The 4,690-nt window shown below is 43.9% G+C and carries 2 protein-coding genes and 1 CRISPR repeat array; both genes read right to left on the reverse strand.

Translation table 11 applies throughout. The features are described from left to right. Nucleotides 1-251: 251 nt before the first annotated feature. On the reverse strand, nucleotides 252-1,151 hold the full coding sequence (locus QUA04_RS28695; RefSeq protein ID WP_333156944.1) for a S1 RNA-binding domain-containing protein: 900 nt from the start codon (nucleotides 1,149-1,151) through the stop codon (nucleotides 252-254). Between the two features lie 99 nt (nucleotides 1,152-1,250). After that, on the reverse strand, nucleotides 1,251-1,997 hold the full coding sequence (locus QUA04_RS28700) for a dienelactone hydrolase family protein (RefSeq protein WP_333263912.1): 747 nt from the start codon (nucleotides 1,995-1,997) through the stop codon (nucleotides 1,251-1,253). A 901-nt stretch (nucleotides 1,998-2,898) separates the two neighbouring features. Beyond that, nucleotides 2,899-4,593: a CRISPR direct-repeat array (repeat unit 37 nt; unit sequence GCCGGAAAAAACCTAAAACCCTATCAGGGATTGAAAC). Nucleotides 4,594-4,690 lie beyond the last annotated feature (97 nt).

Consider the following 4,690-nt stretch of genomic DNA (forward strand, 5'->3'; position numbering starts at 1 on the left):
ACGGAAAAACTTTGGGGTTCCCACTTTTCACAACTGATAAAAAAATTCCACCCACATCTGCGGAATGTGGGTTTAAATGTGCAACAGCTTAGGGGTTTGGAGTTAGCCTAGAGTGGGATTATTTTTGGAAACTGGTATAAGAAGTCGATGTAAAATTCAAAATAAGTACATCAACTTAATTAAACGTAAAACGATCGCGCTGTTACAACCCCGACTTCTTTAAGAAGTCGGGGTTGTAATTATATCAAGACTTAAGAAAGAGTCTTTCTAGCACGTTCCGATCGCTCTTCTGCAGTATCCATAACATCCGCCATTTTATCCACCATTTCCCCTGGGTAATTTTCCAGTACCCGCGTAGAAAGTGAAATTCGGCCACGACTTTCATCGAGGTCAACTACGATCGCTTTCAGGGGTTGACCGGGAGCAAACACCTTTCCAAGGTTATCAATATATTTTTGGCTAACTTGCTTGATGTGCAGCAAACCGCTAACTCCTTCCAAGTCCACAAACACGCCAAAAGGCTTAATGCTGCTGACTTTTCCTTCTACCAACTGACCAATTTGCAAGTCCTTGAAGGCATTCGATTGAGTGGCCATCCGCTGGGAAAGTACGAGTTTTTCTCGTTCGCGATCGACCTCCAAAAAATTAACGCTCAAAGATTGGCCGATCAGCGATTCTAGGTTATCGCGATCGACTAAGTGCGATCGGGGAATAAAGCCACGCATTCCCTGAACATCTACAGTCACGCCGCCCTTATTCGCCCCAGAAACTCGCACCTGAAGAACTTTACCGGTTTCCTGCAATTCAATTAAATCTTCCCAAGCTTGCTGAATTTGTAACTGCCGCAGAGACAAAGTAACTTGGCCATCTGCATCTTGTTCGCGGATAATCAAAAAGTCCCGTTCCTCGTCCAGCGGAACCACTTCCGACAAATCCGTTACTGTTCTCAAAGCAGCCTCTTCGATTGGCAAAAAAGCCGAAGACTTGCCGCCGATATCAACATACGCGCCGTTTGAGTCGTACTCGAACACTTTGCCGCGCACTACTTGTCCCTTCTGGAACTCGTAATTGTGCTGTTCGAGGGCTTTAGCAAAATCATCCATTGAAAAGGATGCTTTTGCGCTTTGAGAACCTGTAGATTTGGAATTCATGTCAGTTTAGTTGTCAGTTGTCAGTAATTTAGTTGGCAGTCGTCAGTAGAAAAAATTTTCCCACTCTCCCCATCTCCCTATCTCCCCATCTCCCACTCTCTAAGCTGGTTGAAGTTGCTGATGAAATAGCTGCTTCACCTGCACCCACGAGTCGGCTGCTGCCGTAGCGTCGTAACTGCCGCGGTGGTCGCAGAAGAAGCCGTGATCGGCATTGTAGCGGAAAATTTGGTGAGAAATACTGTGTTTTTGCAATTCTGCGGCGATTTGGTCAACTTGTTCTAAGGGAATGCTGGGGTCTTGAGTGCCAAAAAAGGCGTAGAGAGTGCCTTTAATGTCTGCTGTGCGGGCGATGGTGGGGGTTCCGCCGCCGGGGGTTAGAGTGGCGATACCGGCGCCGTAGAACGACGCTGTAGCCTTGATTTCGGGCAAAGTAGCGGCAAGGTATGCGACGTGCCCTCCAAAGCAGAAACCGATGCAGCCAAAACCTTCTTGTTTGACAGAGGGTAGAGTTTTGAGGTAATCGATGGTGGCTTGGATATCGCTGATAAGTTCGGCAGCGGTGGTTTTTTCTTTGTATTCTCTGCCGATTTGGATGGCTTCGGGTGTGTAGCCGGTTTCAAAGCCGGAGGCTTGACGCTGGTAAATGGCTGGGGCGATCGCCACATATCCTTCTTTTGCTATTCTTTCAGTAACTTCGCGGATGTGTGAGTTGACGCCAAAGATTTCTTGAATCACGATAACTGCGGGAAATTGTCCTGGGGAGGTTGGCTGGGCTAGGTATGCAGCTATTTGCAAATCCCCGTTAGGAACTGTGATGTTTTTGGTGCTAATTTCGGCTTTTGTCATAGGTAGTTTTAAGGTAAATGCCACTCTACTGATTTTAAGTTAATTTGGGGATTTTGTAGGCAATTTCCCAATAATCTTTTTCGGAACCGCGAAGCGTAAATACCGCAAATATGGCAGGTAAAAATTCGCTTATTGTTGAAGGTTTAGGTTTCGCTGAATAAGTTGGGGCAAATCACTCCTAGCAATTAATTGGGATTCAATTTCGGTAGGATATAAGTTGTGGTCTGTGATTTTCTAAAGCATAGATTTTGATAAGTCTAGGACTTGGCAGCTTTAATATGGCTGTTTCGTGAGATTTTAGAGATAAGTATCTAAGTCGTTAGCTGTTGAATATGAGCTAATTTTTTTTGATAGAGCGGAGTTGTTTTTTAATCGCTTTGCTTTCTGGTTGGCGGAATCGTTTGAGGAGATTGATACAGGCTAGGATTCAAGTCTAAGTTACGATGCCACGCCGAACAAAGTCATCGAACCAGTTGAGGAGATTGATGCCGGCTAGGACTCAAATCTAAGTTACGATCGCCATGCCGAACAAAGTTATCCAACCCAAGGAAGACAGTATTTGGTTTTTTCCGCTGTGCACTGGCTGTCAGGCTAAGATCGAAGGTATTGGTGGGGTAGAGCCCGTTGAGCGAAGAATATTTTTTGCTGAGTTTCCGTGAATGGGTAGGTGTTAAAATCGGGCTATCAAATTTTTCGGCTCAAACTCATGTGGAGCAATAGTTTGATGCCCCTAGTCTGAAAAAACGATTGACGGAAAGTCTGTAAGCTTTACAGCATAAGGTTTTGCAGGTTGTAGGGAAAATCTGGTATTGACAAGCCGAAGGCTGCAATGGTACTTTTGCTGTTGACTGACGCAACTGCACCTTGAAAACCAAATACACCCTGGCTTCTGGAACGGGCGGCCGGAAAAAACCTAAAACCCTATCAGGGATTGAAACTGCCCGATGTACCGAGATTGACTTCGATATTGACGCCGGAAAAAACCTAAAACCCTATCAGGGATTGAAACTTTCTAGATACCATTGCCAAGCTCCTTCCCACCAGCCGGAAAAAACCTAAAACCCTATCAGGGATTGAAACATTTGTTTGTACTGCTTCAGTGTACGTATAAAATGCCGGAAAAAACCTAAAACCCTATCAGGGATTGAAACATGTCGCGCACAATATCAACGGCGCGTCTGTACCGCCGGAAAAAACCTAAAACCCTATCAGGGATTGAAACGCGTATGTGCGGAGGCTCCCATTAATCCAGAAAAGCCGGAAAAAACCTAAAACCCTATCAGGGATTGAAACCCAGCTTAAGTCTGATTCCCAGTTGGTATTTTTTGCCGGAAAAAACCTAAAACCCTATCAGGGATTGAAACAAAATTTTCTGAGACATATACTTTTGTCATTTGATGCCGGAAAAAACCTAAAACCCTATCAGGGATTGAAACCCAGTTAGACTTATCCAAACAAATTCCCGTTAGGCCGGAAAAAACCTAAAACCCTATCAGGGATTGAAACTTGCACTGTTTGATTGGGAAGGTCGGCCGCTTCCTATGTGGTGGGCGCCGGAAAAAACCTAAAACCCTATCAGGGATTGAAACACGAGCGCATTTTGAGGGTGCTTGTAGTCTTCTAGCCGGAAAAAACCTAAAACCCTATCAGGGATTGAAACAAGCTACTGGCGTTAGCAGAAAATACCGCTGAATCGCCGGAAAAAACCTAAAACCCTATCAGGGATTGAAACTCTAGCACTTCAAACCGGATTAGTTAGAACTAAATTTGCCGGAAAAAACCTAAAACCCTATCAGGGATTGAAACATTAAAAAATTTGACAACACAGAAACTGGTGAGCGCCGGAAAAAACCTAAAACCCTATCAGGGATTGAAACATGACTTCGTAACATTTTTTGATTAGACATATTAAGCCGGAAAAAACCTAAAACCCTATCAGGGATTGAAACTCGCTGGCTTGAATTGTTGCTGTTGTTATTGACGGCCGGAAAAAACCTAAAACCCTATCAGGGATTGAAACTTTGATTCTTGGTTTGTTATTTCATCACTATTCTGCCGGAAAAAACCTAAAACCCTATCAGGGATTGAAACCCAGTCCCTTTTCTTGAATATAAATTTTTCTATATTGCCGGAAAAAACCTAAAACCCTATCAGGGATTGAAACGATTCAAATTTATGGCACAAGATCGCTGTTAGATGCCGGAAAAAACCTAAAACCCTATCAGGGATTGAAACGCGAAAAGGTTGACAAAGCGCTCAAAGAACAATCGCCGGAAAAAACCTAAAACCCTATCAGGGATTGAAACTTGGTTTTCCCATAAGAATAAAAATAAAGCAGCAAGAGCCGGAAAAAACCTAAAACCCTATCAGGGATTGAAACTACAAGCGCGACCACTTGAAACTGAGTTTAGCTGTTGCCGGAAAAAACCTAAAACCCTATCAGGGATTGAAACGCGAGCAAAGAGCAAGAAGCTAGCGACGATTTTAAGCCGGAAAAAACCTAAAACCCTATCAGGGATTGAAACTCTGTTACTGCTAGCTATGGAGATGGTATAGTATGCCGGAAAAAACCTAAAACCCTATCAGGGATTGAAACGATGTACTCGCTCAAGCACCTATAGAACCCATTTGAGATCTTTTGGGCGAGCGAGTAAAATTGACAAAAAGAGGTAAATTTAATTAGATGGGGGTTG

Origin of the sequence: Microcoleus sp. S13_C5, assembly GCF_036700845.1 — a bacterium.
Taxonomy (GTDB): domain Bacteria; phylum Cyanobacteriota; class Cyanobacteriia; order Cyanobacteriales; family Microcoleaceae; genus Microcoleus.

Coding starts and splice junctions, on each gene's coding strand:
- QUA04_RS28695 (WP_333156944.1), bottom strand. CDS start 1,151: ATGAATTCCAAATCTACAGGTTCTCAAAGCGCAAAAGCATCCTTTTCA.
- QUA04_RS28700 (WP_333263912.1), bottom strand. CDS start 1,997: ATGACAAAAGCCGAAATTAGCACCAAAAACATCACAGTTCCTAACGGG.